General features: G+C 70.3%; 23 protein-coding genes. 9 read left to right on the top strand and 14 right to left on the bottom strand.

The window, feature by feature from the left end; translation table 11 throughout:
• Positions 1-1,056: 1,056 nt before the first annotated feature.
• The 4 genes from RCO28_RS22030 to RCO28_RS22045 all read left to right on the top strand — a co-directional run bounded on the left by RCO28_RS22030 (position 1,057) and on the right by RCO28_RS22045 (position 4,985).
• Positions 1,057-1,185: a hypothetical protein gene (locus RCO28_RS22030; RefSeq protein ID WP_308942924.1), complete on the top strand. Its 129-nt coding sequence runs from the start codon at positions 1,057-1,059 to the stop codon at positions 1,183-1,185.
• Positions 1,186-1,423: 238 nt separating this feature from the next.
• On the top strand, positions 1,424-2,020 hold the full coding sequence (locus RCO28_RS22035) for a TetR/AcrR family transcriptional regulator (protein WP_308942925.1): 597 nt from the start codon (positions 1,424-1,426) through the stop codon (positions 2,018-2,020).
• Between the two features lie 103 nt (positions 2,021-2,123).
• Positions 2,124-3,404 carry an MFS transporter gene (locus RCO28_RS22040; protein ID WP_308942926.1) on the top strand — a complete coding sequence of 427 codons (1,281 nt, stop codon included), beginning with the start codon at positions 2,124-2,126 and terminating at the stop codon, positions 3,402-3,404.
• Between the two features lie 762 nt (positions 3,405-4,166).
• On the top strand, positions 4,167-4,985 hold the full coding sequence (locus RCO28_RS22045; protein ID WP_308942927.1) for a hypothetical protein: 819 nt from the start codon (positions 4,167-4,169) through the stop codon (positions 4,983-4,985).
• Positions 4,986-5,127: 142 nt separating this feature from the next.
• On the opposite strand, the gene RCO28_RS22050 is transcribed toward RCO28_RS22045, so the two are convergent.
• The 7 genes from RCO28_RS22050 to merB all read right to left on the bottom strand — a co-directional run bounded on the left by RCO28_RS22050 (position 5,128) and on the right by merB (position 11,985).
• Complete coding sequence (locus RCO28_RS22050) at positions 5,128-6,669, bottom strand: PLP-dependent aminotransferase family protein (RefSeq protein WP_308942928.1); 1,542 nt, start codon at positions 6,667-6,669, stop codon at positions 5,128-5,130.
• Between the two features lie 76 nt (positions 6,670-6,745).
• On the bottom strand, positions 6,746-7,447 hold the full coding sequence (locus tag RCO28_RS22055; RefSeq protein ID WP_308942929.1) for a phenylalanine--tRNA ligase beta subunit-related protein: 702 nt from the start codon (positions 7,445-7,447) through the stop codon (positions 6,746-6,748).
• A gap of 1 nt (position 7,448) precedes the next feature.
• The gene (locus tag RCO28_RS22060) at positions 7,449-8,027 is read right to left on the bottom strand and encodes a LysE family translocator (protein WP_308942930.1); all 579 of its coding nucleotides are present in this window, start codon (positions 8,025-8,027) and stop codon (positions 7,449-7,451) included.
• Between the two features lie 141 nt (positions 8,028-8,168).
• Positions 8,169-8,924 carry an SDR family oxidoreductase gene (locus RCO28_RS22065; protein WP_308942931.1) on the bottom strand — a complete coding sequence of 252 codons (756 nt, stop codon included), beginning with the start codon at positions 8,922-8,924 and terminating at the stop codon, positions 8,169-8,171.
• Between the two features lie 128 nt (positions 8,925-9,052).
• Positions 9,053-9,724 (bottom strand): hypothetical protein, encoded by a 672-nt coding sequence (locus RCO28_RS22070; protein ID WP_308942932.1) that lies wholly within the window; start codon positions 9,722-9,724, stop codon positions 9,053-9,055.
• A gap of 454 nt (positions 9,725-10,178) precedes the next feature.
• A complete protein-coding gene (locus RCO28_RS22075; RefSeq protein WP_308942933.1) occupies positions 10,179-10,322 on the bottom strand; it encodes a hypothetical protein in 144 nt (47 codons plus the stop codon).
• A gap of 664 nt (positions 10,323-10,986) precedes the next feature.
• Complete coding sequence (merB, locus tag RCO28_RS22080; RefSeq protein WP_308942934.1) at positions 10,987-11,985, bottom strand: organomercurial lyase; 999 nt, start codon at positions 11,983-11,985, stop codon at positions 10,987-10,989.
• Positions 11,986-12,047: 62 nt separating this feature from the next.
• Between merB and RCO28_RS22085 the strand changes: the two genes are divergently transcribed.
• On the top strand, positions 12,048-12,464 hold the full coding sequence (locus RCO28_RS22085) for a heavy metal-responsive transcriptional regulator (protein WP_308942935.1): 417 nt from the start codon (positions 12,048-12,050) through the stop codon (positions 12,462-12,464).
• A gap of 120 nt (positions 12,465-12,584) precedes the next feature.
• On the opposite strand, the gene RCO28_RS22090 is transcribed toward RCO28_RS22085, so the two are convergent.
• Entirely contained in the window at positions 12,585-13,154 is a 570-nt protein-coding gene (locus RCO28_RS22090) for a YrhB domain-containing protein (RefSeq protein ID WP_308942936.1), read from the bottom strand.
• 318 nt (positions 13,155-13,472) lie between these two features.
• Here RCO28_RS22090 and RCO28_RS22095 point away from each other — a divergent pair, with 318 nt between their 5' ends.
• The gene (locus tag RCO28_RS22095; protein ID WP_308942937.1) at positions 13,473-14,123 is read left to right on the top strand and encodes a DUF2461 family protein; all 651 of its coding nucleotides are present in this window, start codon (positions 13,473-13,475) and stop codon (positions 14,121-14,123) included.
• A 498-nt stretch (positions 14,124-14,621) separates the two neighbouring features.
• Here the strand turns inward: RCO28_RS22095 and RCO28_RS22100 are convergent, their stop codons facing one another.
• Positions 14,622-15,917 carry a cytochrome P450 gene (locus RCO28_RS22100; protein ID WP_308942938.1) on the bottom strand — a complete coding sequence of 432 codons (1,296 nt, stop codon included), beginning with the start codon at positions 15,915-15,917 and terminating at the stop codon, positions 14,622-14,624.
• Positions 15,918-16,016: 99 nt separating this feature from the next.
• On the opposite strand from RCO28_RS22100, the gene RCO28_RS22105 reads away from it, so the two are divergent.
• Both RCO28_RS22105 and RCO28_RS22110 read left to right on the top strand, forming a co-directional pair.
• The gene (locus tag RCO28_RS22105; protein ID WP_308942939.1) at positions 16,017-16,646 is read left to right on the top strand and encodes a helix-turn-helix domain-containing protein; all 630 of its coding nucleotides are present in this window, start codon (positions 16,017-16,019) and stop codon (positions 16,644-16,646) included.
• A 546-nt stretch (positions 16,647-17,192) separates the two neighbouring features.
• On the top strand, positions 17,193-18,806 hold the full coding sequence (locus RCO28_RS22110) for a phosphodiester glycosidase family protein (RefSeq protein WP_308942940.1): 1,614 nt from the start codon (positions 17,193-17,195) through the stop codon (positions 18,804-18,806).
• Between the two features lie 12 nt (positions 18,807-18,818).
• Here RCO28_RS22110 and RCO28_RS22115 read toward each other — a convergent pair whose 3' ends face one another.
• Positions 18,819-19,778: a LysR substrate-binding domain-containing protein gene (locus RCO28_RS22115; RefSeq protein WP_308942941.1), complete on the bottom strand. Its 960-nt coding sequence runs from the start codon at positions 19,776-19,778 to the stop codon at positions 18,819-18,821.
• Positions 19,779-19,849: 71 nt separating this feature from the next.
• Between RCO28_RS22115 and RCO28_RS22120 the strand changes: the two genes are divergently transcribed.
• Positions 19,850-21,103 (top strand): FAD-dependent monooxygenase, encoded by a 1,254-nt coding sequence (locus RCO28_RS22120; protein ID WP_308942942.1) that lies wholly within the window; start codon positions 19,850-19,852, stop codon positions 21,101-21,103.
• Between the two features lie 113 nt (positions 21,104-21,216).
• On the opposite strand, the gene RCO28_RS22125 is transcribed toward RCO28_RS22120, so the two are convergent.
• The 4 genes from RCO28_RS22125 to RCO28_RS22140 all read right to left on the bottom strand — a co-directional run bounded on the left by RCO28_RS22125 (position 21,217) and on the right by RCO28_RS22140 (position 24,478).
• Complete coding sequence (locus tag RCO28_RS22125; RefSeq protein WP_374991216.1) at positions 21,217-22,014, bottom strand: energy-coupling factor ABC transporter ATP-binding protein; 798 nt, start codon at positions 22,012-22,014, stop codon at positions 21,217-21,219.
• A complete protein-coding gene (gene cbiQ, locus RCO28_RS22130; protein ID WP_308942944.1) occupies positions 22,002-22,763 on the bottom strand; it encodes a cobalt ECF transporter T component CbiQ in 762 nt (253 codons plus the stop codon). The genes RCO28_RS22125 and cbiQ overlap by 13 nt, the downstream gene beginning before the upstream one ends.
• A 1-nt stretch (position 22,764) precedes the next feature.
• Positions 22,765-23,817 carry an energy-coupling factor ABC transporter permease gene (locus RCO28_RS22135; protein WP_308942945.1) on the bottom strand — a complete coding sequence of 351 codons (1,053 nt, stop codon included), beginning with the start codon at positions 23,815-23,817 and terminating at the stop codon, positions 22,765-22,767.
• Positions 23,818-23,986: 169 nt separating this feature from the next.
• Entirely contained in the window at positions 23,987-24,478 is a 492-nt protein-coding gene (locus RCO28_RS22140) for a MarR family transcriptional regulator (RefSeq protein WP_308942946.1), read from the bottom strand.
• Positions 24,479-24,486: the final 8 nt, after the last annotated feature.

Raw genomic sequence — 24,486 nt, forward strand, 5'->3', positions numbered from 1 at the left:
TACGGTCTTCGATCCATGCCCGCATCCCAGCATGCACATGACGAATGGTCGCCTCGTACGGCGATCAGTACCACGATCGAGCGATCACGAACCGAGGAAGATCGGACTTAACGACCTCTAAGACGTCCTCAAGCAGCAGCGGTTCTCGCTCAACTTCCGCCCAACGGCCACTGCGAGTGACCACTACACCTCTCCGAGCCGCTCCTGAACTCGCCCAAAAATGAGCTCCGGCCGGAGGTCCAGGGCTGAAAGCCCTGGCCGTGGAAGAGGTCGCACTCCGGCTAAAAGCCGTTGCTCCCATCGATCCCGGACACCGCGGTACGGCCGGTGGACATCAATATCGAGACAGCGCGCGACGGCACACAAAGCACCGCTGCCGGCGCCGCCTGCCCGAGATGCGGAGCCTGGTCAACTCGGGCTTCACAGCTCCTACTTACGACCTCCCGCCGACGTAGCGAGCGCCGGACGAACTGTCGTACTCCAACTCCGGGTTCGTCACTCCCGGTGCCAAAACACCATCTGTTCGCGCCGGACCTTCATCGAGCAGATCCCCGGACTGACCCGCAGGCACGGCCAACCCGCACCGAACGACTTCGCTCAACCCACACCTACGGGGACTTGAGCACGCCGCGTACGGGCGAGGACCGGTTCCTCCCTGTACGCGCCACCGCGGACCGGATCATGACCTGCTTCCTGGAATACGGTGAAGAAACCGTCACCGTCCACGACCCTCATCCACACCCGCACCAGCGCCACCTGGGCCCTGCACGCCAGCAGCTACCCGAAACTCCGCCTCCGCTCCGCGTGGGTCAGCGAGCAGTGCCGCACAGCCGGCCTCGAGATCACACACGACGAGACGGGGACAGGCGCGCGCTGCGCGTGCTCGCTGCCGTCAGGAGGGAAGGGGCACCTGGACAGGGCAGAGCGGGACCCTCGAGACGCTCGAGACGCTCGAGGCGCTCGAGGCGCTCGAGGACAACGCCGACGACGCACGCGGCATCGTCATGCTCTGGGGGCTCCGGCGAGGGCCTCGGCGAGAGCGCGGACGCCACGCATGTGACGCACATACCCGGCCATCTGGACTACGGGCAGAGCGCGGCCGGCGACCTCGACGGCAACGGGAAGGCGGATCTGCTGCTCGGCCAGGAACACGAAGTGGGCTCGTGCCAGCCACTCGACCCGTAACGCCGTCCAGTGCAGGACGGTCCGTTCAGGCCGAACCGGTTCGCCCCGTAGTGCAGTGGGATGCTGTCGAGTCAGGTGCGGTTCAGCCGGGCGACTTCGAGCAACACCCGTTCCATTGCGGTGAGTTCGTCCAGTTCGGTTGCGATGGTCTGCGGCTCGGGCGTGCTCAGGGCCTGAAGGGGTCCGGGGCCACGGAGAGTTTTGAAACGAGCAGTCCAATACATGCTACGCTTCCGGCATGGCACGACCGAGGACCTTCGACGAGGAACGCGCCCTGGAGGGTGCGATGCGCCTGTTCTGGGAGAAGGGGTACGAAGCCGCGTCCACCCAGGAGCTGTGTACGGCGACCGGTCTGGGGCGCAGCAGTATTTACAACACCTTCGTCAGCAAACACGCCCTGTTCGTCCGGGCGTTGGCGCACTACCTCGACAGCATGACGGACGGTCAGGCGGCCATCCTGGGGGACTTGGCCCTGCCGCCCCTCGCCCGTTTGCGGCAGTTGTTCCGCCGGGTCATCGACACAGAGGAGAGCAACCGTCATGAGCGCCTGGGCATCGGCTGCTTGGGGGTCAACACCAGTGCGGGACTCTCCCTGCGTGACCCAGAGGCCGCCGACCTGCTGCAACGCGATCTGGAGCGTCGCCTCGGGGCGCTTCAGGACGTGATCGCCTCCGGTCAGCACGCCGGAGAGATCTCGCGGGCCCGAGAGCCGCGCGAGGTCGCCCTGTTCCTCAACGCGACCATCGCAGGCATGCGCATCTCGGCCCAGAGCGGCCTCGACCGCACCGCACTCGAGTCGATCGCAGAGACCGCTCTGGACGCACTCGCCCCCTGACGTCTCCCATCTCCACCACTTCGCGCTTCCGTCTACCCCGGTTTTAGATAGCTCAGTACAAAACTATCGCGTAAGCGACCTTCCGTAAGGACGTGACCTGCTCATGCCACGTACCGTCTATGTGCTGGCCCTTGGCATCTTCGCCATGGTGACCAGCGAGTTCGTCGTCGCCGGCCTCATGCCTCAGATGGCGGCGGGGCTCGGTGCGACGATCCCCCAGATCGGCTACCTGATCACCGCATTCGCCGTCGCCATGGCGGTCGGCGGGCCGTTCCTGACCATGGCACTGATGAAGCTGCGTCCCAAGCCTGCGCTACTGGTCCTCTTCGTCATCTTCCTCGTCGGCAACGCACTCGCCGCGACCGCCACCAGCTACGGCGCCATGCTCACCGCCCGCATCATCACCGGCATCGCGGCGCAGGCGTTCTTCGGCGTCGCGATCTCGCTGTGCTCCGCGGTGACGCGGGAGGAGATCCGCGGCCGTGCCATCGGCGTCGCCATGAACGGCCTCATGCTCGGCACCCTCCTCGGCCTGCCGATGGCCACCTTCATCGGCGGCAACGTGGGCTGGCGCGCCGCCTTCTGGGCCATCTCGCTGCTCACCGTCATCGCCGCTGTGGCGACCTTCGTCGGGGTTCCGCGCCTAGAGCGCCCGGGCAGCTCCGGCGGTACGTTCCGGGAAGAGGCCCAGGTCTTCAAGAAGCCGCGGCTCTGGCTCGTGCTCTCCACCAGCACCCTCGTCATCGGCGCGACCTTCTCCGCCTTCAGCTACTTCAACCCCATCCTCACCGAGGCCAGCGGCTTCCGTGAGTCCAGCGTCCCCGCCCTGCTCATCGCCTACGGTGCCGCCACCGTCATCGGCAACAGCGCCGTCGGCCGCCTCGCCGACCGCCGGACCGTGAGCGTCCAGGTCGTCGGACTCGCCCTCAACACACTGTTCCTCGCCGGATTCGCCGTCTTCGCCGACGTCAGTGCGGCCGCGGTCGTCCTGATGACGGGCATCGGCCTGGCCGGCGTGACGATGAACCCAGCGATGGCGACCCGCGTCCAGCGCACCGGCAACCCGGGCCCGCTCGTGAACACGGTCCACTCCTCGTTCATCACCCTCGGCGTCATCATCGGCTCGTCGCTCGGCGGCGTCTTCGTCGAGAGCTTCGGGCTGCGCTCCCCACTCTGGCTCGGCGCAGCGATCGCCGTACTCGGCCTCGCCAGCCTGCTGCCTGAACTGAGCCGACGCAGCCGCACCGCCCCGGCCCCCGTCACGAGGAGGACGCTCACCAACCCGCCCCACCCGGCCACCCCAGCCACCCCAGCCACCCCAGCCAGAGACACCCCCTACCTGGCCCAGGAAGCGGAGCAGGCAGCGGAGCAGGCAGCGGCCTGACCTGCAACCCCGCCCCCTCCCGACCCTGCACGGCCAACTATGCGCTCAGGCCCGGCTCTTCGCTCACCACTGCAACGAGGACCGGGCTCCAGGCGTTGCCCAGCTCTCGTACCCCAGGACCAACAGGCTGAGGACGAACAAGCCCATGGCTACGGGGCGTTGCAACGCCGGAACGACCTGAGCCGCACAGCGAAACCGCCCCCCAAGCCAACCGCCCCTCGAATGGTCCGGGTGCTTCAGCACAGCGTTCGAGACGGCGCCCATCGACATAAGCCGATCGACGACGGAGACGTACCCACGCGCGTCATCCACTACAACAACATCAGGATCGTGGATCTCGCCCAGCAATGAAACCCGGAACCCCTGCCCCAGAACTGTTCGCGATCACGCGTGAGGGCGTTCCCGTGAAGCATGTCATCACCCCTGATGTGAGCAGTAACCGGAATAAAGGCCGCCACCACCACCACCACCACCGCATCAGTCGGCACCAGCACCTCTACGACGCCACCGCCGACCAGCAACCCGACCACGGCCCGGCACGGCTGCGGTGCGGGCCACGGTGCGGTTCTCGTACAGCCTGATCCGTTGGCCGGATTTCGGAGCACCTCCAGTGGCGCAAAGCGGCGCTCCGCCCATAAGCCGCGCCAGCAGGTGGTGGACGAGGTCGCCCCGCTGATCGACGCGATGCGTCGGGCGGAATTCCTGCGTTGTGTGCGCGTTTCGCTTCCTTCTCGAGGTCTCCTTCTCCGATGATCATGGATCATGTGGGTCACTGCGGTCGTTGCGATTTCAGCGCTGGTTATCGGACTGTTGCTCAAGCGCTTCTTACGTGTACGCCTGGTCGGCGAGAACGCTGAATCGGTCACCGTGCGGGACCTCATCAGCCCTGTAGAGACGCTCGCCACCTTGATTCTTGCCTTTGCCATTGTCGTTGCCGCTGAATCCTTCGGAGCCGCAGGAGAAGCGAGCCGAACCGAGGCTGGAGCTGTGGATCACCTCTACGAGGTGGCGGAATTCGTGGAAGGGCCGACCAGGGAGAAACTCCAGGCGGATACGGTCTGTTACGCGCGTGCCGTTCAGTTTCACGAGTGGCCGCGCATGGCCAAGGGCGAGACGTCCGACGTGCCGAGCGTATGGAGCACCCGACTTCGGTCCGACCTGAAGGCGTCCGACAAGAACGGGCCCGCCTTTGAAATGATCGTGGCGGCTGACAACGAACGATCCCAGGCGCGCCAAAAGCGGGTCTCCGAGGCGTCGCCGACCATTCCTGAAGTCATGTACTGGTTCATGCTTCTGGCGCTGGCCGTCGTGATCGCCGGGCTGGCTTTCTGTCTCCCGTACCGCAAACAAGGAACCGAACTTGTCTGCCTTGTCGTACTCTCCGCTCTGATCGCCGGTTGCTTGATGCTGACGCGTGACATCGACCGTCCCTTCGATGGGCTGATCAATATTGACGCAGCGGCCATGCAGGCCGCCCAGACGGATATCAGCGGCGATTTCGCCCGGGCCTATCCCAAGCAACCGCTCCCGTGCGATGCCTCCGGATCCACGACGACACGCCTCTCTGTCGCCTCACCCTGATCGTCGGCTGCCACCAGGCTTCGTCCCGCGCGCCGGTCCCTTTGTCCTCGCACCGGATGAGCTAAATGAGCTGCTCACTGGGCGGCCACCAGGCGCCACACCTGGGATGGTGGGTGGTGTCGTGAGCGCGTTTCGCGGTGTGTCAGCTCAGTTCGCGCAGTGCCTCGCCCAGTGCCGCCACACCTTCGGTGATGGTCCCTGGCGGGGTGGCAGCGTAGCCGAGGACGAGGCCGGGGTTGCCGGGTATCTGGCGGTGCCACGACAGCGGTTGGCACTTCACGCCTCGGGCGAGCGCGGCGGCGGCGAGTTCGGTGTCGGGCACTTCTGGCGCGTAGGTGACGGTCAGGTGCAGGCCGGCGGCTGCGCCGTGCACGACCGCGCCCGGCAGGTGCTCGGCGAGGGCGTCGATCATCGCGTCGCGGCGCCTTCGATGACGGCGGCGCAGCAGGTGGAGGTGCCGCTCCAGGTCTCCGGACTCCATCAGGCGGGCGAGGACCAGCTGCGGCAGTACCGCATTGCCCAGGTCGGTGAAGCGTTTCGCGTCAGTGAGCGGGGCTCGGTAGCGGGGCGGCGGTACCACCCAGCCGATGCGCAGCGCGGGGGCGAGGAGCTTGGACACGCTGCCCATGTAGCACACCTGGTCGGTCAGCAGGGCGCGCAGCGCGGGCACGGGTGGACGGTCGTAGCGGTGTTCCGCGTCGTAGTCGTCCTCCATGATCAGCCCGCCGTCCTGTGCCCAGCGCAGCAGCTCGCGGCGGCGCTCGCCGCTCGTCACCACGCCGGTGGGGAACTGGTGGGCGGGTGTGAGCAGCGCGGCGCGAGCGCCGGTGGCGCGCAGGGCGTCGACGCGCACACCACTGTGGTCGACCGGCACCGGTGGGGTGGCCAGGTTTCCGTTCTGCAGGTGCTGGCGGGTGCCGAGCGAGCCCGGGTCCTCCACCGCAACACTGTCGATCCCGTCGTCCCGCAGGACAGGGTGAAGGAGTGTCAGCGCTTGTGCTGTGCCCGCTACGACGAGAACCTCGTCCGGCTCCACCCGGATGCCGCGGATGGTCGCGAGCCAGGTTGTGACGGCGCGCCGCAGTTGTGGGGCACCCCGGGGGTCGCCGTAGCCGAGGTTCTCGGATGACAGGTCGGTGAGCACGGCTCGTTCGGCGCGTAGCCATGCCGCTCGGGGGAACGTGGTGAGGTCGGGCAGGCCGGGGGTGAAGTCGATGCGCGCGTCGGTGGCGCGCAGGGTGTCGAACACGTCCGCTTCGGGTTCGCCGGCGAACAGGTTCTGGGCCCCTGTGACCGTCCGGTCGGGCGCGGCCGGCGTCGGGCTTCGGAACGGACCGGTCGCGCGGGGCCGCACCTGCGCGAGGGGAGGTGCGGCGACCACCACTGTCCCGCCGCGCCGACGTCCCTCGACATGGCCGTCTTCGGCAAGGCGCCGGTAGGCCTCGGTGATCACCCCGCGCGAGACGCGGAGTTCGGCAGCCAGCACGCGGGTGGGCGGCAGTCTGCTTCCCACGGTCAACTGGCCGTCAGCTATGGCCTGTCGGAGTCGTCGGGCCAGCCAGGCGGCCTTGCCGCCGAGGGGTACGTCGCCTGCGCCGAGTTGCAGGAAGTCGGAGCCGTACGCCGGGGATTCGGGGGACGTGGGCGCGGCGTCGGTCGTGGGTACGGCAGCCGTTCCGTGCATTGCCTGTGTCCCCGTGTTCACCGGGGCCATGCTGTCATACGGCACCTCGGCTTCCCCCTGATCGCAGGGGCCTGGCCTACCCGCCGAAGGCGAACTCTGGTGCGGACGGGGTGAGGAGGGCGGTTGCCGGGTCGGTCGGCCAGTGGGTGGCCAGTTCCTCAGCGAGGGTGTTCAAAAGCTCCGGCACGGCTTCGGTGCCGTCGTCGTGCATGGCTTCCGCCACCACCAGGATCCTGCTGGTGTGCTCGCCGACCGCGGAGTGCCCGCTCTGACGGTTGGTCCAGCGGCGTGCGTGGGCCCGTCCGGTGGAGTCGATGAAGGTCACTTCGCCGGGTGCGGGGTGTTCGGTGCCGCCGCCGAAGGTCGTGCAGTGCTCGTCGCCGCGGGCGTAGCGCACCTCTAGCAGTGGGCCGACGATGCGGTCGGCGTCGAGGACCGCCACCGGCACGGCGTACGCGGCGGAGATCGCGTTGCACAGGTCGACCACCGGGTGGATGCGCGGCAGGTCTCCTTCCCTTCTCAGTCGCCGCAGCAGTGACTCCGAGGCGCAGCGGTACTGCGTCGGCTTGAGCCGCATCCGGGAGAAGGTCCGCCGCCAGGCCAGGACTTCGGGGAAGGTGCTTTCGGTGGCGCCGGCCAGCCGGGCGGCGGCACAGGCGGTGAATTCGGTTACGCGCGGGCCGACTTCGGCGGTGGCACCCACGCCGGTGGCCCGGAGGGCGCCTGCGGTGAGTTCGGGGTAGTCGGACCAGATGGCGTCCGCGTGCCGGAATCGCATGTCACGCCACCGCCAGCCACGCGCTCAGGCCCACGAAGCAGGCGGCGAACCCCCGGCGGATGCCCGTCATCACCTTCGGCCGGGCCAGCAGGCGGTGTCGTACGAGGGCGGCACACATCCCGTACGCAGCGAAGACGACGAAGGTCAGCGCCATGAACACGGCACTGAGCCGGAGCATCGCGCCCAGGGAGCCGGACTCGTCGGCGGGCACGAACTGTGGCAGGAACGCGACGAAGAACATCGTGAGCTTCGGGTTGAGAAGGTTGAGCAGTACCCCGGAAGCGATCAGACGGGCCGCCGGTCGGGGCTCCGTCGTCCTCTCTGCGTCCAGGGCCTCCGTGTCGCGAAGCGTTGCCCACGCCATGTAAAGGAGGTAACCGACACCGAGGTACTTCACCACCTCGTACGCGACGGCGCTGGTGTGCAGGGGTGCGGCGAGGCCGGTGATGGTCGCCGCCAGGTGCGGCAGGATGCCGAGGGTGCAGCCGAATGCGGCGGCTACGCCCGCCCGGCGGCCATGGGACAGTCCGGCGGTGAGTGTGTACACCACTCCGGTGCCGGGGGTGACCACCACGGCCATGGTGGTGAGCAGGAACGCGGGCAGCGCTGTAGCGCCGGTCCGGTGTCACGTTGGTGGACGAGGAAGTGGGCGAGGAAGTGGGCGCTGTCATCGTCGGCTCCTGTGCGTGAGTGTGCCGGGCCGCCGACTGGAGGAGCGGTTTCAGCCCCGGAGGCTGGATCCGCCGTCCACGTACAGGTCGTGCAGCGTGATGTGGCGGGCGCGGTCGGAGGCCAGGAAGGCGACGGCCTCGGCGATGTCGTCGGCAGCCGCGATGCGGCCCAGCGGGACGGGCACCCGGTAGGCAGTCGGATCGCCGTGGACGGCCTGCCCGAGGCCGGCCGGTCCGAGCCACTCTCTCTGCATCGCGGTGTCGGTGGCTCCGGGCGAGACGACGTTGCAGCGCACGCCGCTGGCGGCGAGTTCCAGACCAAGGCACCGGGTGAAGTGCACGGCCGCCGCTTTTGACGCGGCGTAGGCGGCCATCCCCGTACGAGGAACACCCGCCGCGTTGGACCCGACCGTCACGATGCAGCCGCGGCGCTGAGCGGCCATGACCCGGCCCGCCGCGCGACACAGGTGAAAGACGCCGGTCGTGTTGACGGCGAAGGAGTGGGCCCAGTCCTCGTCGGTGGTCTCGGTGGCCGCGGCCGGGCGCAGCACACCGGCGACGTTGACCAGGATGTCGAGGCGCTTGTTGTTCGCGACGATGCTGTCGATCATGGCGTCGACGGCACCGCGGTCGGTGACGTCGAGCTGCTGCGGGCGGCCGCTGCCCGGCGAGGTCACCGGCCCGGCACGGAGGTCGGTGGCCAACACCTGTGCGCCGCGTTCAGCGAGCAGGCGCGCGACCGCCGCCCCGATGCCGCCTGCGGCACCGCTGACCAGCGCGACCTGTCCCTCAAGATCCGATTCCACCGCTCGCTTCCGGTATGTGAGTTGGGCCGGAGGCCCGCCACCGTTGTGGGGGTGGCGGGCCCGTTTCCGACAACCGGTTCTGCCGTCTGACTGCCGGGCTGCTGGCTGCTGGCTGCTGGCTGCTTCTGTCAGGGGGACGGGGCGTCCAGCAGGTCGGTGACGAACTTGCGGACGACGCCGCTCGTCACCGGCGTCACGCCGTGCAGCAGCTGAGCTCCATAGGCGACGGCGGTCCTGGCCGGCGCGTCGGTCGTCCAGCGGGTCTGCGGGAGGCGCTCCGCCCACGTCGGTGACGCGTGGATCTGCGGCGAGGGATCGACCTCGTGGGGAAGGCTGCGGGTCAGTCGCATGCCCTGATGGAAACCGTCTGTCTCGGCGAGTTCGGTGTCCGTCCACAGCTCGGGGCTGGCGGTGGTGGCCACGTAGAACTCACCACCCTGCTGCGCCGCCGTGATGACCACGCCGATCCGGCCGATGCGCTTGGGGTGGGCAAGCGGGTCCGGGATGCCGTCGACGTGGACCGGCACAGAGTCACCCGGGACGATCTCCGCGTACGACCAGGGTGCTGCGGCCACGACAGCGGGCATCACGCGGTTCAGGGACGGCAGGGCACGCTCGAAGGCCTGCTGCAGGACCGACTGTGCCGCGGCAGGAGCACGCTCGTAGCGGGACGAGGGCTCGGCGCCCTCATCCGTCACCGGCGGGTCGGCTGTCATGACCTTCTCGAGCAGAGTGGATTCCTCTTCCGTGAGGAACTCCTCGGTGGTGTGCAAGGCGAAGGTCTCGCTGACGTGAATCACGGGCACCTCTCAGTTCGGGGGACACCATCGAGGTCAACCTGTCAGCCGCGCTCAGCGTTGGCGCTGTGGGAGCGGCATCGGGGTGATGGCCTGATGACTCGTACGCCGAACACAGGCGCCTGTACGTAGAACTGCGTGAAGCCGTGCAGGATCTCCCGGCTGTCGGACCGGTACTCGAGATGAGCCTGGGAACCCATGGGGCGGCCGTCGTCGGCTCCATGCTTCCGCTCGATCAGACCCATGCGTCAACGGTTGCACTCCAGCCGTCGCCGGTGGCAGGGCGCAAACCCGGCGCACATCCCTGCCGGGAGGCGCGAGGGGTCGGCCAGGATCTTGGGACGAGGGGACGTCCCAGCTCGCCGGGTGGCGGCACGGCCGGGCCGTCCACCGAGGGCGAGCGACTCCTTGCCCCCGCACCGCGCCGGATCACGACCGTGCCGAGCTGAACCGAACCTCAATGTGCGCCGGCCCCGAATTCTGCGTGCCGTGCGCGGGCCTCGTACAGATCGCCTGCGCTGACTTCCCGAGGGGCCAGGACGGTACGCCGGGCCTCCGCACGCGCCTGCTCGATCAGCCGGCTGAACTCGTCCTTCGTCATCGCACTCGCCTCACCAGGACTGCATGGCTGTCACTGGTGATTCGACGCCGCACCCGCGCAGGACTGGTGTCAGCCGCAATGAGTCATCGCGTCCCTCGCGCCAGGCCCAACGCCATCGGCCCTGTGGTCCCGGGCCCGAGCGGGAGACGAGAGACCTGGCATGTCTGGCCTCCGAGAGAGTCGCAAGGGTGGGCCTGTCTGGGCGGCGTCCCTGGACCGCGTGGCAGGGTCCTCGCGGCATCGCCCGCCTGGGCCGCACCGTGATCACCTACCGGGCCTGCTTCCGCTGGTCCCTGGGCGCTGTGACAGCGGGCGCCGGTCTGCGATCGGCGGCGGCATCGCCGAGGTGATGGTCCCCACCGGGACGGCCGCCGCCGGCCTGGCCGCGCTCTGGCCGGCGTTCACGCTGCGGGTAATCCGTCTCGGTCCGGCCTGCCCCTCCCCCGGCGGCGGCTCGGGACCCGGCGGCGCCGGCGTGCGCGAGCCCCGCCGAACCCAAGCCCTGCCCGCCGGGCGGGGCGATCGCCCTGCCGCTACCGCTACCGCTGCCGCTGCCGCTGCCGAAGGATCCGTCCGACGGCTCGGCCGCGCCCGCCTGACCGGGATTGCCGGGATTTGCCGGGCTTGCCTGACCGGGCTGACCTGAGCGGGACTGACGGGCTGGTCAGCCGGAGGTCAGCAGCGGGCCGAATGTCCTCCGGCCGATTTCTTCGGCGCGGGCCCGGTCCACGATCTGGCCGTTCACGTCCGGGTGCTGCGTGATCCACGTCTGGGCGGAGGCGGAGCCGGTGAAGAAGTTCAGGGTGTCGCAGCACACCTCGGCCGCGGGCCCGGAACATCCGCCCCTGCGTCCGACGAACACCATCGCCGCCGCGGGCTCCCACACCGTCTGCCCGTTCTCGCTGGTCACCGTGACGCTCTCGCCGGTGACCGGGTCGACGGAGGTGATCACCACATCGCGGCCGAGCATGGCGGGGATGCCGAGCGCGTCGATCGCGCACATCGACCACACCTGCACGCCGCCCGCGATCGTCACCCGGTGCCGGGTCGGTACCGCGGAGAACGGATACGCCGCCCGGATCCGCCCGTCCGGGCCCAGGGTCAGGAAATCCTCCCGTGCCAGCTCGGCCAGCACCTCCGGCGCTGTCCGGCCGACAGCGTTCGCGACCGGCTCCAGCACAGCCGGCTCAGGGGCGCTGCCGGTGTCGGCGAAGTGCCGCAGCACCGCTTGATGTACGGCCCGCAGCCCGTCGGCGTCGGGCGCGAGACGCCCTCGGCCGTCCCGGCCGACCAGGTCCAGCGCGTCCACCGCACAGCAGTCGTCGGCCGCGGACTCGGGCAGGCCCGCCGCGGTCAGGGCCTCGCGCAGTTCGTCCACCGTCGGGGCCCCGTCGGCCTTGCCGTCAGCATGCCGATAGATCCGGCACGACACACTCGGCGCCGCCCCCACGATCCCGAACGGGTCGGTGCCATCGAGCAGCACCGTTGGCGACCCGGTCATCCCCGATCGCTCGGCCTCCGCCGACCCGGTCACTTCCACGCGCTCCACCTCAGCCGTCCGCCCGTTCAGGGCGGCAGTGATCCGCTCCTGCACGACAGGCCCGTTGGGACAGTCCGGAACCGTCAGCACCGTGATCCGCATGGCGTCGTCCTCCCAGTTCATAGCCTCTGCAGCCGAGGCTAGACCTTCCAGCACGCTGGAAGGTCAAGGGCTAGTCTTGAGGCATGCGCATCGGGGACCTCGCCACGAGAAGCGGACTGACCACCAAGACCATCCGCTACTACGAACAGGCCGGCCTGATGCCGGATCCACCACGAACCTCAGGCGGCTACCGCGACTACCCGCCCGCCGCCGAAACCCGTCTCGCGTTCATCCGCGACGCCCAGCACGCCGGCCTCACCCTCGCCGAGATCCGCGGCATTCTCGCCCTTCGCGACAGCGGCGAGGCCCCCTGCGGGCACGTCACCGACCTCATCAACCAGCACCTCGACGAGATCAAGCGGCGCATGACCGAACTCCGCAAGACCCGCACCGCCCTCCGTGACCTTGCCCAGCGGGCCGCCGAGACCGACCCGCAGTCCTGCAGCGACGCCGACCACATCTGCCGCATCATCAGCCCACCCCGACCGCGTGAAATCTGAACCTCGCCACAGCGACACCCCACTGAGACGCAGACCGACACGGCTCGCTGCGAGATCGACGTGGTCGGGCTGTCGAGGTCGATGAGCTTCCAGGTGGAGAGGATCACGCCGCGGGGAAGGTCAGGGTGCGCTACGGTGCCCAGCTCTGCGGATGGTCCGTACCGACAGAACCGGCTCGACAGGCGGCACCAGCTCTGCCATGGCGACTTCTACCAGGTGTGCTGGAGCGTCGCCGTCTTTCAGGGCGGTTACGTACTCGATGACCTGAGCGTGGGAGAGCGCGGGAACCCTTTGGCGCATGGTGTGCATGGCATATATCCGTCCGCGATCGGTCGCTGCCGTCCGGACTTCATCGTGCAGATCGTCCACCGGGGTCCGTATGGCCTGACGTCGAATCCGGACTCGGTAGTCGGCCTCCCACGCCTTGGTTGCCGCGGACACGACGCCGATCTGATGCAGATCTCCGTCGACGCGGTCAACCAGGTATGGCCCGTTCCCGGCCGGCATGAAGTTCGGGTTTCGGGTCCGCAGATACTCCTCGGACGTCCAGGAGACGATCCACACCAGTTCGTGCTGCTCCACATGCGCCACAGCCATGCGGATCGGGTCCAGCCCCGACGACAACTCCCTCTGATAGTCGCGTTCCAGCTCTTCTTCAACGATCCGAACCGCGGCATCCTGCTCAATCACGCGTGCAGCATCCCCTATGGGCTGAGACAACGACCACCAGGTTTCCCGCCCGTAGCAAGAGGTCGAATGCGCCAAGAGTTGCGTATGACCCGGATGAGCGGTCCCGCGCTGTGGCCCAGGATCGCGAAGGGCCTCGGGTGGCGCGCGAGGTGGGTGGTGAGCTCCCTTCCCACCGGCCCGGCATGGCCGAGCGATCCGCAGCCAGCCTCTCCGGCCGGATCCCACGCATTGCATCGCATGCCTCGCATCGCATCGCCTCACCGGCGAACTCCCGTGATCCCGGGCCCATTAGGGCCCTGTGGTTCGTAGGGTGAGGCCATGCCCAGACAGTTCACCGGCTGGCCGGCCGGGGCCTTCGACGTACTGCTCCGCCTGCAGGGAGAGCCCGCGCGCGACCAGCGCGAGCGGCACCGCAAGGACCGGGAGCATCTCGTGCGCCGCCCCATGATCGCGCTCCTCAACGACCTCGCGGACCTCGACTCCGCCTACGAGGACTTCTCGGTCTGGGGTTTCCAGAAGAACCACTGGTGGTGGCAGCACCAGGGCGGGATCATCCGCATGTCGCGCAACGTCGAGATCAGCCTCCGGTTCGACCTCGACGGCCTTCACGTACGCGGGGCCTGGTGGTACCCGGACCCGGCGCAGCTCGCCAGGTTCCGCGCGGCGGTGGCCGACAGCGGACGCGGCGACGAACTGGCCGGTGTCGTCGAGTCGCTGAAGGCTCTGGGGTACGAGATCACCGGCGACGTCATGAAGCGCCCTCCGCGTGGCTTTCCGCCGGACCATCCGCGCAGCGCCCTCCTGCGGCATCGCTCGCTCATCGCCGAACGCCCCCTGGGTGGCGGGAACTGGATCCACACGGCGGCCGCCGTGGACCACGTACGCCGTACGTGCGAGGACCTGAAGCCCTTCCTGAGCTGGCTCACGCGCCACGTCAACGACGCCCGCCCCGCCGACGGCCTCCGATGATCGACGAACCGCGGCAGATCGGGGTGCAAGGACGTACAAGACCGGCCGTCCAGTCCTGGGTCAGCCTCAAGGGGCCACTGGCGGCGCCTGAGGTCGACCGTCGATACAAGTTCGTCGTAGCTCTCAAGGGGAAGCTTCCGCCGGGGGGGTGGCGGCGAATGGCGGCGTCGCGCCTGCGCCTGGACTGGCCGCCAAGGCCGCCAAGGCCGCCAAGGCCGCCACCGAACAGCCGGATCTGCTGCGCAAGATGTCCTTCCTCAGGTTCCAGGACGCCGACGGCGGAAGTCACGCGCCCCTCTCCGGGCTCCCTTGTCGTCCTCGAAGGGCGCCCGGCCTGGGTCCGGCGGTTGCGTGATCAGGCCGACGCTTCAGGGCTCCTGTACACCGACTTCACCGCGTTCTCTCTGCTGAACTGACCCCGGGATCCAGGATGTATCCGTCAGGATCTACGGCGTCACCGGCTCCCCCGAACCGCCCCAACATGCTCGCGTGCTCGCGTCACCAGCGCAGCGGCAGGCGGTTCAGGCCGCGGAGGAGGCTGGGGCGCCAGTCGGGGGTGGGGTCGCCGTCGATGGCCAGGTCCGGGAAGCGGTCGAGGAGGGCGCGCAGGGCGAGGTTCGCTTCGAGGCGGGCCAGGGGTGCGCCGAGGCAGTGGTGGATGCCGTGGCCGAAGGCGAGATGGGAGCGGGTCAGGGTCGGGTTCCGGTGGATGTCGAAGCGTTCCGGGTCGGGGAAGCGTTCCGGGTCGCGGTTGGCGGAGGCGAGGGAGATGACCACGCGCGCGCCCTGCGGGATGGGGGTGCCGGCGATGGTGACGGGCTCGGCGGTGTAGCGGTACGTGCCGGCCGGGGTGGGCGGTTCAAAGCGCAGTGCCTCCTCCAGCGCGTTCTCCAGGAGGTCGCCGTCGGCGCGCAGGGCGGCGAGCTGGTCGGGGTGGGTGAGCAGCAGATGGACGGCGTTGGCGATGAGGTTGACGGTCGTCTCGTGTCCGGCGACGAGCAGCAGGAAGGCCATGCCGAGGAGTTCCTCGTCGGTGAGGCGGTCGCCGTCCTCGTCGTGGGCGCGGACGAGGGCGTGCAGCAGGTCGCTCTCCGGGGCGTCCGCGGCCTCCCCGACCTCCCCGACCTCCGCGTCTTCTGCGGAGCGCCGCTTCTCCTCGATCAGGCCGGCCAGGTAGACCGTCATCTCCTGGGCCGCCAGGCCCGAGGCCTCCGGTTCGCCGATGGTGAGGATCTTCGCGGTCCAGGCGCGGAAGCGGTCGCGGTCGACGCCGGGGACGCCGAGCAGTTCGCAGATGACGGTGAGCGGCAGGGGGAAGGCGAAGGTGTCGATGAGGTCGGCGCGGCCCAACGGGCCCATGGCGTCGAGGAGTTGGTCCGCCGCTTCCTGGATGCGTGCCCGCAGCGCCTTGATGCGGCGCGCGGTGAACTCGCGGGCGACGAGGGAACGCAGCCGGGTGTGGTCGGGCGGGTCGGTCTGCAGCATGTTGCGGCCGATGGAGTACAGCCCGTCGCTGTCGTACTCGGCGGAGTGGCGGACGTCGTGGCGCAGTCGCGTGTCCGCGAGGGCGGCACGGGCCTCCTCGTGGCCGAGGATCATCCAGGCGGTGTCCCCGGTGGGGAAGCGGACGTAGTGGACGGGCCCCCGCTCCCGCAGGGCCCGGAGGGCCGAGTAGGGGTCGACGGCGAAATCTTCGGTCCAGGCGGCAAGTTCTTCGGTGGGCTGCGCGGGCGTGGACTGTCCGGGCGTGGGCTGTGCGGGCATGGGCTGTGCGGGCATGGGCTGTGCGGGCATGGCGAGCTCCCTTAAAGTGGGGACTATTCCCCGCTTCCTCTTCCCGGGGACCCTAACAGGAACTGGGGAGTGCTCCACAGATCCTGTACGGTGCGGTACGTGAGAAGGGACGCGCAGCGCAACCGTGAGCTGGTCCTCGCCGCCGCCCGGGAGGTGTATGCCGAGCAGGGCGTCGAGGCGCCGCTCGATGTGATCGCCCGCCGGGCCGGAGTCGGCAACGCCACCCTCTACCGCCGCTTCCCCGACCGGGCGGCCCTGATCGAGGCCGTCTTCCATGCGACGCTCAGCGCCGTGATCGAGGCCTGCGAGGAGGCGCGGCAGGCCGAGGACCCCTGGGCGGGCCTGAACGGCTATCTGGACCGGGTGTTCACGGTCCTCGCCGCCGACCGGGGCGCCAACGACCTGATGACGACCGGCATCCAGGGTGTGCCGACCCTGGAGAAGCTGCACGTCCACAACGCGGAGACCTTCGGCGGCCTGCTGGAACGCTGCCGCCGCCAGGGCCTCGTACGCGCGGATGCGGTCACCGAGGATCTGCTGCTCAGCCTCGCCGCACTCGGCCGGACGGCGCCCGCACTGGAGGCCGCCGTACCCGGCTCGTGGCGGCGGCCGCTCGCCCTCCTGGTCGACGGGCTGCGCGCCGAGGGGGCCCACGAGCTGCCCACGGAGCCCCTCACCGCGGAGCAACTCGCCGCAGCGCTCAGCGAGATGAACCGCCCCCGGAGGTGAGGCCGGGCCCGGGTCACGGACTCGGCGGTCGGTGCACCCGTCGGCATCGTCGGATCCGGGTGCGCGGAGCGGGTCGTAGGTCGCTACGAATTATCAGGATTTCTCTTGACATGAGAGGTACGCGGAGGACACTGGTTAACACACCAGAAAACCGAGGAATCGCACCGTCCGATAGAGACGTCTGTCGGCAAGAGATTCTGAAGGCTCTGGCCAGGCCCCCGAAGCCCCTCGCTACCGGAGCCTCAGCGACGACTGAGGTAGATGGCAACGGTGAGGACTCCGGGGACTGTTTTGTTCGGGCCCGTTTCGTTCGGGCCCTTTTTGTTTGCGCCGCAGTCCGCTTGCTTGCGCCGCAGTCCGCTTGTTTGCGCCGCAGTCCGCGCTCTACGGGGTGGGCCCGCCACGGTGTGTGGCGAGGTGCTGTGTGTCGGTACCGCGCACCGCCTTCCGCACACGTCTTGACGAGTGGTCTCGACCACCCGCACCGTTCCCGTTCGTGGTCATCCGTTTCCAGTTCGTGGTCAGGACTCGTGGTCAGGGGTGCGTGTGAAGGTCCAACTGCTCGGCGCGGGTGTGGTGTTGTCCTTGGTCGCGGTGGCGGGGGTACTGCAGGCGCCCGCGGCCGCCGGTCCGCGCGCGGAGCCGGAGCGGGAGCTGCCGCTGGGCGCGCCCGGACTGTCCGAGACACGGACCACGACGACGCTGCAGCCCGGCGTGACGCTCACCCGTATCGTGCGCGGCGCCGAGGCACCGGCGTTGCCGTGGACGGTGGAGGTGTCCATCCCGGGCGGGGAGACGTCACCGGACCCCGATGCCCCGCCGACCGCCCTGAAGGACCGGGCGAGCGCCGACGAGCTGGTCGGGAGGCTGCGCCGGGACGGCTTCGAGGCCCGGGCCGAACGGGTGGTCACGCCGGCCGTCGCCGACTACCGGGGCGGCACGCTCGGCTGGCGTGTGCGCGTGGGGACCTTCGCGGCACGCTCCGGCGCCGACGCCGAGCGGTCCCGCCTCACCGGCGCGGGCTACGCCGGCTCGGCGCTCTACACCGGCTGGGACGGCGATGCCCAGGACCGCGGCCCGTGGCGGGTCGATGTGCTCACGGTCGACCCGCGCCGGTTCCGCGGCAGCCTCGACGCGTCGTACGGAACGGACCTGGAGCGGCGTGAGCGGACCAGTGAACTCGCGGACGCGGGCGGGGCGTTGGCGGCGGTGAACGGCGGGTTCTTCGTCCTCGACCCGCGCTCCGGCGCACCCGGGGATCCGGCCGGAACGGGGGTGTATCGCGGCCGTACGTTGAGTGAGCCCGTGGGCGGGCGTCCCGTTCTGATGACGGATGCGGGCGGCCGGAGCCGGGTCGTCCGTACGGTCTGGTCGGGCAGGGTCGTCGGCCGTGACGCGGCCCTCCCCCTCGACGGCGTCAACCGCGTGCCGGGGCTGGTGCGGAACTGCGGCGGCACGGCGGACGACACCCCCACCGGGCGGCCGCTGCACGATGTGACCTGCCAGGACCCCGACGAACTCGTCGCGTTCACCGCCGACTTCGGCCCTCGTACGCCCGCGGGCGAGGGCGTGGAGGCCGTGCTCGACGCGCGGGGGCGGGTGGTGGAACTCCGGTCGGCGCGGGGCGGGGTGCTCCCGGACGGCGGCAGTTCGGTGCAGGCCACCGGCGAGCAGGCGGACCGGCTCGCCCGGCTGGCCCGGGTCGGCGAGCGCCTGCGCGTCGAGGAGGGGCTGCGGGACGAGCGAGGCCGGGTGCTGGCCGCGTCGCCGTCGACGAGTGTCGTCAACGGCGGGCCCGAGCTGGTCCGCGACGGACGCCCGCACGTCACACCGGCCGCCGACGGCATGGTGCACGCGGACAACCCGAGCTTCTACTACGGCTGGATGCACAAGCGGAATCCACGCACCCTGGCCGGGACCGATGCCGCCGGGCGGACCGTACTGATCACCGCCGACGGGCGCGACACGGACGCGCTCGGGCTCAGCATCCCCGAGAGCGCGGCCGTCGCCCGGTCGCTCGGGCTGCGCGACGCGGTCAACCTGGACGGGGGCGGCTCGACCGCGATGGTCGTGAACGGAGAACTGATCACCGACCCGTCCGACGCCGCCGGTGAACGACCCGTCGGGGACGCCCTGTTGATCCGGCCGCACCGGGACTGACAGATACGGAATTCACTCGGAGACCGTGGTCGTCATGGCCCTGGTCGTCAGGGCTGCAGCCGTCAAGGCCGTAGTCGTCAGGGCCGTAGTCGTCAGGGCCGTGCGGGCATGGGACAGGAAGGCCCGGGCCGCTGGGCTCTCGGTCTCTGCCGAGCGCCATGCCAGGGCGAGTCGGCCGCGCACGGCGGGGTCGAGGGACAGGACATGCAGCTCTTCCGGGTGGTCGCGGGCGATCGGCTCCGGCAGGATCGCCGTGCCCATGCCGTGCGCCGCGAGCCGTGCCAGTACGCCGGGGTCGCTCGCCTCGAAGGCGATGCGCGGCCGGAAACCGGCGGCGGCGCAGGCGGCGTCGATGACTCCCCGGGTGCCGGTGGTGTGGGTGAACGTGATGAGTGTGCGGTCGGCCAGCTCCGTGAGCATGAGCCGGTCCCGCCCGGACCGTGCGTACGGGTCGTCCCGGCTCACGGCGGCCACCAGCGGTTCGTCGGCGATGATCTGCAACTCGACGCCGGGCGGGGGCGTACGGGCCGGGGCGAGCACGGCCGCGTCGAGCCGGCCGGCGGTGACGGCCGCGGCCAGTTCGTCCGAGCCGGACTCCCTGAGGCTGAGGTCCACGGCCGGGTGGCGGCGGTGGAAGGAGGCGAGGAGCCCGGGCAGATCGAGCGCGGGCGCCAGCGTGACCGTGCCGACCGCGACATGGCCGCGCAGCAGTCCGGTGTACTCGTCCACCGCGAGTCGGGCACCCGCCACCGAGGCGAGCGCGGACCGCGCGTACTCCAGCACGGTGGCCCCGACCTCGGTGGGGCGGACCGTGCGGCCGGAGCGGTCCAGGAGCGGCTGGCCGAGCTCGCGCTCCAGCTGGCGTATCTGGGAGCTCACTCCCGGCTGGGTGACATGGAGCCGGGCCGCGGCCCTGGTGAAACTGGCCTCCTCGACGACGGCCACCAGATATTCGAGCTGCCTCAACTCCATAACTGACAAGCATAGTTGGGCGAAGAAGTACTACTTGGACTTCTGGACTCCTGCTGATCGACAGTGAATCCATGGCAACCAACGAACGCAGCAGCGCCGAGGAGACCGGTGTCCTGATCGCCGGAGCCGGCATCGGCGGACTGACGGCCGCGCTCGCCCTGCACGCGGAAGGCGTCAGGGTGACCGTCGTCGAGCGGGTCCGGCGGATCACTCCCCTCGGAGTGGGCATCAGCCTCCAGCCGCACGCGGTGCGCGAACTGACCCGGCTCGGCCTCGGGGACACGCTCGCCGCGACCGGCGTCCCCACCGCCGAGCAGGTCTACGCCGACGAACGCGGCGGCCGCCGGTTTGCCGAGGCGGTCGGGACGGCGGCCGGGTACCGATGGCCGCAGTACGCCATCCACCGGGGCGAGTTGCAGCTTCTGCTGCTCGACGCGGTACGGGAGCGGCTCGGCCCGGACGCGGTCCGCACGGGCACGTGTCTGGAGTCCTTCGCCGAGGAACGGGGTGCGGTACGGGTCACGGTGACCGACCGGGCGACCGGGGCGACCGCGCTGATCGAGGCTCGGGCGCTGGTCGGCGCGGACGGGGCCAGGTCGAGGGTGCGGGCGGCTCTGCACCCGGACGAGGGTCCGATGTGCTGGTCGGGCGCACGGATGTGGCGGGGCGTCACGGAGACGGCGCCGTTCCTGACGGGCCGGACCTCGGTCATCGCGAGCGGCGGGCGGAACGTCCAACTGGTCGTGTACCCGATCTCGGCGCGGCGCCCGCTGCTCAACTGGGTGTGCGCGGCGCCGGAGGCGGAGCCGGGACCGCTGGCCGAGAACGCGGGGTGGAACCGCGAGGGAAGCGCCGCCGACGTACTGCGCCACCTGGAGGGCTGGGACTTCGGCCCGCTCGGCCTGGACATCCACGCGCTGATCACCGGCAGCGGGGCCCTCTTCGCGTACCCCATGGTGGACCGGGACCCGCTGCCGCGTTGGGGCCGGGGGCGTACGACGCTGCTCGGCGACGCCGCGCACCCGCTGTATCCGACGGGCGCCAACGGCGCCTCCCAGGCGATCGTGGACGCCCGGGCCCTCGCGACGGAACTGGCGGCGGAACTGGCAGCGGGGGGCGGTGTGGTGGCCGGGGGCGGTGTGGCCGCAGCGCTCGCCCGCTACGAGGCGGCGCGGGTCGGGCCCACGGGCGACGTGCTGCGCGCGAACCGGGAGATGGACCGGAGCATGCGCGGCAGGGTCGGCGGGGATCCCGTCGCGGCGATCACGGAGAGGTACCGGCGGGCGACGGGCGGGGACGCGACGGCGGTCAACGCGAAGGCCTGACACCGTGCGGCCGCCCCTCCCCCGCCGCGCACCGGGTCTTCACCCGAGCGAGCCGCTCGGGTGAAGACCGCCGGTCGGCGTCACCGCCTCGCGGTGAACCAGTCCGGCAGGCGCTATCCCCCCGCCGCCACCGTCCGCGGGTCGAAGCCGAAGGGCAGTTCCAGGCGGTGGGCCCGCATCAGGTCCTCGTCGGCCAGGATGTCCCCGGTCGGCCCGTCCGCCGCGATGGCGCCCTCGCTCAGCACCAGGGAGCGGGGGCACAGCTCCAGGGCGTACGGCAGGTCGTGCGTGACCATCAGGACCGTGACGTCCAACGACCGCAGGACGTCGGCCAGTTCACGGCGGGAGGCCGGGTCGAGGTTGGACGACGGCTCGTCCAGGACCAGGATCTCCGGCTCCATGGCGAGGACGGTCGCGACGGCGACGCGGCGGCGCTGCCCGAACGACAGGTGATGCGGGGGCCGGTCCGCGTACTCCTCCATGCCGACCCGCTCAAGTGCCGTGCGTACGCAGGATTCGAGCTCGGCGCCACGCAGGCCCGCCGCCGCGGGGCCGAACGCCACGTCCTCACGCACCGTCGGCATGAAGAGCTGGTCGTCCGGATCCTGGAAGACGATGCCGACCCGGCGCCGCACCTCGGACAAGTGCCGCTTCCCGACCGGGAGTCCGGCGACGGCGACCGAACCGGCGCCCGCCGTCAGAATGCCGTTGAGATGCAGGACGAGTGTGGTCTTCCCGGCCCCGTTGGGCCCGAGCAGGGCGACCCGCTCGCCGCGGCCGATCCGGAAGTCGACGCCGAACAGGGCCTGGTGCCCGTCGGGGTAGGCATACGCGAGGCCGGAGACCTCCAGCGAGGGGGCCGCGGCAGGAGCCGCCTCGGGAGCGGGAACGGGTGGAGTCACAGGAACCATCCCAACAGACAGACCGCCAGGGCGGACAGCGGGAGCGTCAGGGCGTACGACCACTGCGCGCGCGAGGCCGTCACCTCGTCGATGACGGGCATGGACCCGGCGTAGCCCCGGCTGACCATCGCCAGGTGGACGCGCTCGCCACGCTCGTAGGAGCGGATGAAGAGCGCGCCCGCCGACTTGGCGAGGACGCCCCACTGACGTACGCCGCGGGCCTCGTATCCGCGGGACTCGCGGGCGATCCGCATCCGCCGCATCTCGTCGGTGATCACGTCCCCGTACCGGATCATGAAGGACGCGATCTGGACGAGCAGCGGCGGCAGCTTCAGGCGTTGCAGGCCGAGCAGCAGTTCGCGCAGTTCGGTGGTGGCGGCGAGCAGGACGGAGGCGGCGACTCCGAGGGTGCCCTTGGCGAGTACGTTCCAGGCGCCCCAGAGGCCGTCGGCGCTGAGCGACAGGCCGAGGACGTCGACCTGTTCGCCGCGTGCGACGAACGGGAGCAGCACGGCGAACGCCACGAACGGCACCTCGATGAGCAGCCGCTTCAGCAGGAACCCGGCCGGTACGCGGGCCGCGTGGGCGACCGTCGCGAGCAGCGCGGCGTACAGGCCGAAGGCCCACATGGCCTCGCGGGGTGTGGCGACCACGACGACCACGAAGCAGAGCACGGCGGCGAGTTTGCAGTGCGGCGGCAGCGCGTGCACCGGCGAGTCTCCTCGCCGGTAGAGCCGGTGGGCGTGACCGGCGCCCATCTCAGGCGGTCTCCTCGGATCGCGTCGAAGCGGCCGTGTGGGCAGGGGTGTTGCGGCGGCGCACCGCCCAGAAGACCCCGGTGCCGGCGGCCACCGTGACGCCCACGCCGATCACTCCGGCGAGGCCGCCGGAGAGGCGCCCGTCGGCGATGTCCTCGACTCCGTAGTCGGCGAGCGGGGAGTTCGCCGTCGCGTGCTCCTCGGCCTCCTTGTCCATGCCCTTGTCGGCGGCGACCTTCTCCAGGCCGTCGGGGCTCGCGGAGGCGTAGAAGCTGACGAAGCCCGCGAGGACGACGGAGGCGACGAGTCCGGTGATCCACACCTTGCGCGGGGACCGGACCGGTTCCCGGGCGGTGGCCGGGGCGGCGTCCACGAGCTCGTCGCCGACCCGCAGCTTCAGCGGCGCGGTCAGGCCGCGGGCGCCGTACACCAGGTCGGGGCGTACGGCGATGACGGCGCCGACGGTGGCGGCGGTGATGGCGGCCTCGCCGAGGCCGATCAGCGTGTGCACGCCGACCATGGCCGTGAGGACCGTGTCGACGGGGACGTAGGTGGTGCCGCCGAGCGCGTACATGCCGGTGAAGGCGGCGGCGGCCGCGGGCACGGAGACGAGCGCGGCGAGGAAGGAGGCGACGGTCACCGAACGGCGCTTCTTCGGCAGCACCTTGACCAGGCCGCGGAAGAGCGCGTAGGCGACGAGGACGGTGACGACGCCCATGTTCGTGATGTTCACGCCGAGCGCGGTGAGGCCGCCGTCGGCGAAGAGGACGCCCTGCATGAGCAGCACGACCGATATGCAGAGCACTCCTGTGTACGGGCCGACGAGGATCGCCGCGAGTGCGCCGCCCAGGAGATGGCCGCTGGTGCCCGCGGCGACCGGGAAGTTCAGCATCTGGACGGCGAAGACGAACGCCGCCACCAGGCCGGCGAGCGGCGCGGTGCGCTCGTCGAGCTCCCTGCGCGCGCCGCGCAGGGACACGGCGACGGCGCCGGCCGCGACGACTCCGGTGACCGCGGAGACAGGCGCGTTGATGAATCCGTCGGGTACATGCATCGGCAGGCTCCGCTCTCGGCCTTCGGGGGCTGGCGGTTGATGATAGAGCCCTGTTGCAAGTGATGTGCAAGAGCGGCCGGGACGGAACGCTCCGCGGGAGGCCCGTCCCGTCGCCTCAGCCGTGCTTCAGGTCAGGGTTTCGAGCTCCCGGTCTGCACGCTCCCGGTCTTCACCTCAGGAGTTCGAGCTCCCGGTTCATCTCGGCGAGGAACCGCGCCACCACCTCGAGTTCCTCGACGGTGAAGCGTCCTCGGGCGGCCTCGGTGCCGTGGGCCAGCGGCCGGAAGTAGTCCCTCGCGACGCCCTTCGCGGCCTCGGCGTAGTGCAGGTGCACGACGCGGCGGTCGTCGGCCGCCCGGACGCGGTGGATGTGTCCCGCCTTCTCCAGGCGGTCGAGGCATGCCGTCACCGCTCCGGACGTCAGGTTGAGCTGCTTGCGCAGGCGCCCCGGGGTCATGGGGTCGGCCGTCCCGTCCTCCCTGGCGTCCAGGATCGCGATCAGGGCCTGTACGTCGGTCAGATGCAGGCCTTGGGCGTGCGCGAACTCCTGGGCGATGCGGTTGAACTCTCCGTTCATGCGGCGCAGCAGAACCGCGAAGGACTGCAACCCGACGGGGCTGTCATCAGGAAGAGGTGACGGGGGGCTGCCAGAACCACTCATGCCCCCAG

The sequence above is a fragment of the Streptomyces sp. LHD-70 genome (assembly GCF_031157275.1).
GTDB lineage: Bacteria > Actinomycetota > Actinomycetes > Streptomycetales > Streptomycetaceae > Streptomyces.

Bases quoted from the DNA above. Each gene is read 5' to 3' on its own strand.
- cbiQ (WP_308942944.1), bottom strand. From the start codon at position 22,763: ATGGGCGCCGGTCACGCCCACCGGCTCTACCGGCGAGGAGACTCGCCG.
- RCO28_RS22060 (WP_308942930.1), bottom strand. From the start codon at position 8,027: ATGGCCGTGGTGGTCACCCCCGGCACCGGAGTGGTGTACACACTCACC.
- RCO28_RS22120 (WP_308942942.1), top strand. From the start codon at position 19,850: ATGGCAACCAACGAACGCAGCAGCGCCGAGGAGACCGGTGTCCTGATC.
- RCO28_RS22085 (WP_308942935.1), top strand. From the start codon at position 12,048: ATGCGCATCGGGGACCTCGCCACGAGAAGCGGACTGACCACCAAGACC.
- RCO28_RS22125 (WP_374991216.1), bottom strand. From the start codon at position 22,014: ATGGTTCCTGTGACTCCACCCGTTCCCGCTCCCGAGGCGGCTCCTGCC.
- RCO28_RS22115 (WP_308942941.1), bottom strand. From the start codon at position 19,778: ATGGAGTTGAGGCAGCTCGAATATCTGGTGGCCGTCGTCGAGGAGGCC.
- RCO28_RS22100 (WP_308942938.1), bottom strand. From the start codon at position 15,917: ATGCCCGCACAGCCCATGCCCGCACAGCCCATGCCCGCACAGCCCACG.
- RCO28_RS22055 (WP_308942929.1), bottom strand. From the start codon at position 7,447: ATGCGATTCCGGCACGCGGACGCCATCTGGTCCGACTACCCCGAACTC.
- RCO28_RS22050 (WP_308942928.1), bottom strand. From the start codon at position 6,669: ATGCACGGAACGGCTGCCGTACCCACGACCGACGCCGCGCCCACGTCC.
- RCO28_RS22040 (WP_308942926.1), top strand. From the start codon at position 2,124: ATGCCACGTACCGTCTATGTGCTGGCCCTTGGCATCTTCGCCATGGTG.
- RCO28_RS22140 (WP_308942946.1), bottom strand. From the start codon at position 24,478: ATGAGTGGTTCTGGCAGCCCCCCGTCACCTCTTCCTGATGACAGCCCC.
- RCO28_RS22045 (WP_308942927.1), top strand. From the start codon at position 4,167: ATGTGGGTCACTGCGGTCGTTGCGATTTCAGCGCTGGTTATCGGACTG.
- merB (WP_308942934.1), bottom strand. From the start codon at position 11,985: ATGAACTGGGAGGACGACGCCATGCGGATCACGGTGCTGACGGTTCCG.
- RCO28_RS22095 (WP_308942937.1), top strand. From the start codon at position 13,473: ATGCCCAGACAGTTCACCGGCTGGCCGGCCGGGGCCTTCGACGTACTG.
- RCO28_RS22035 (WP_308942925.1), top strand. From the start codon at position 1,424: ATGGCACGACCGAGGACCTTCGACGAGGAACGCGCCCTGGAGGGTGCG.
- RCO28_RS22075 (WP_308942933.1), bottom strand. From the start codon at position 10,322: ATGACGAAGGACGAGTTCAGCCGGCTGATCGAGCAGGCGCGTGCGGAG.
- RCO28_RS22135 (WP_308942945.1), bottom strand. From the start codon at position 23,817: ATGCATGTACCCGACGGATTCATCAACGCGCCTGTCTCCGCGGTCACC.